The organism is Vibrio sp. Vb1554, assembly GCF_033344235.1.
Window position 1 is genome coordinate 1 of the sequence record NZ_JAWPOJ010000405.1, and the last position, 1,090, is coordinate 1,090.

Consider the following 1,090-nt stretch of genomic DNA (forward strand, 5'->3'; position numbering starts at 1 on the left):
TGATACTCATCAACTCCCAAAATCTCACGTGTCACTAAATCCAAACGAAGCCTGAATACCATCTCTTGTTGACGATGGCGACGCACACGTTCACCGCCTGTCACCGTCTGTTGCAATGGAATGCGCAGTTCATGCTTAGACAAAATGAGTTCAGACGCTCGCACTGATTGGGATAACGCTTGGTACGTCTCGCTTTGAATCAAATGATAACACCAAGGTGAAATCGTCATCGCCGCGATGCCGGCTTCACTTCCATATTCCATCAACCGAACATGAAGGTCACCACAAGCATGCAGTGCGACAGCATGTTGCGTCGGTTTGAATACTGCCTTGGTTTGAGGATCAAACGCGTCACCTTGGATAAAGGTCATTTTCCAATGATGTTCATTCGCGGCTTGTTGGCCGGAGTCGCATAACGCTTGTTGATATTCAAAACTGGTCACTGGTTGATCGGTTTGCGTGGTTAAGATCCGACCTAAGTATCCTTTACCCGAGCACCACTCTAACCATTCCTCACCTTGATGAGATTGAATCGCTGCCTCCCCCATCGCCGTGATCTGTTCTAGCTTGCGCCCTGGGATTCCACTGTCTAACCCTCTTTCTAGCGCTAGGCCATCTAATGCCATCGACTCTAACTGTGTATGCCTAAGTAAGGATGGTAAATCTGGAAAAAACACACTGATTTCAGCCAACGCAAGGTCTGGGTCAGCTTTGAGAGTTTCTATTTGTGAGGGAGAAAGCGATTCTAACCATTGGCAAAGCTGAGGGTGTGTTTCCTGCCAAGGTAATGATGGTTGAATGCTGCTTTGAAATGGCTCGAATCGCCATAATGGTTGATTCTCAATTAAGCAGTCATTAATAAATTGAAATTGCGTTTGCATAGCTCCCCCTACAATTTGGGATGGATTGTAGGGGGAATCGTAACTTGAATGAAGTGTTATCTTAGCGGAAGCTCGATGTCTTTAAACATCTCTTCAATTTCAGCATTCGACTTAAGAGAAATCGCCTGTTCTACAACAGGGCGCGTTAAGTGCGGTGCGAAACGCTCCATAAAGTCAAACATGTAAGAACGCAGGAACGTGCCACGGCG

The 1,090-nt window shown here is 46.5% G+C and carries 1 protein-coding gene and 1 pseudogene; both read right to left on the reverse strand.

All coding sequences use genetic code 11. The features are described 5' to 3' along the window. Positions 1–881 (reverse strand): methyltransferase (locus R8N28_RS26640; RefSeq protein ID WP_318183844.1); only part of this gene is annotated, 881 nt, incomplete at its 3' end. 56 nt (positions 882–937) lie between these two features. Continuing rightward, positions 938–1,090: pseudogene (cysB, locus tag R8N28_RS26645) on the reverse strand (HTH-type transcriptional regulator CysB); the annotation flags it as partial.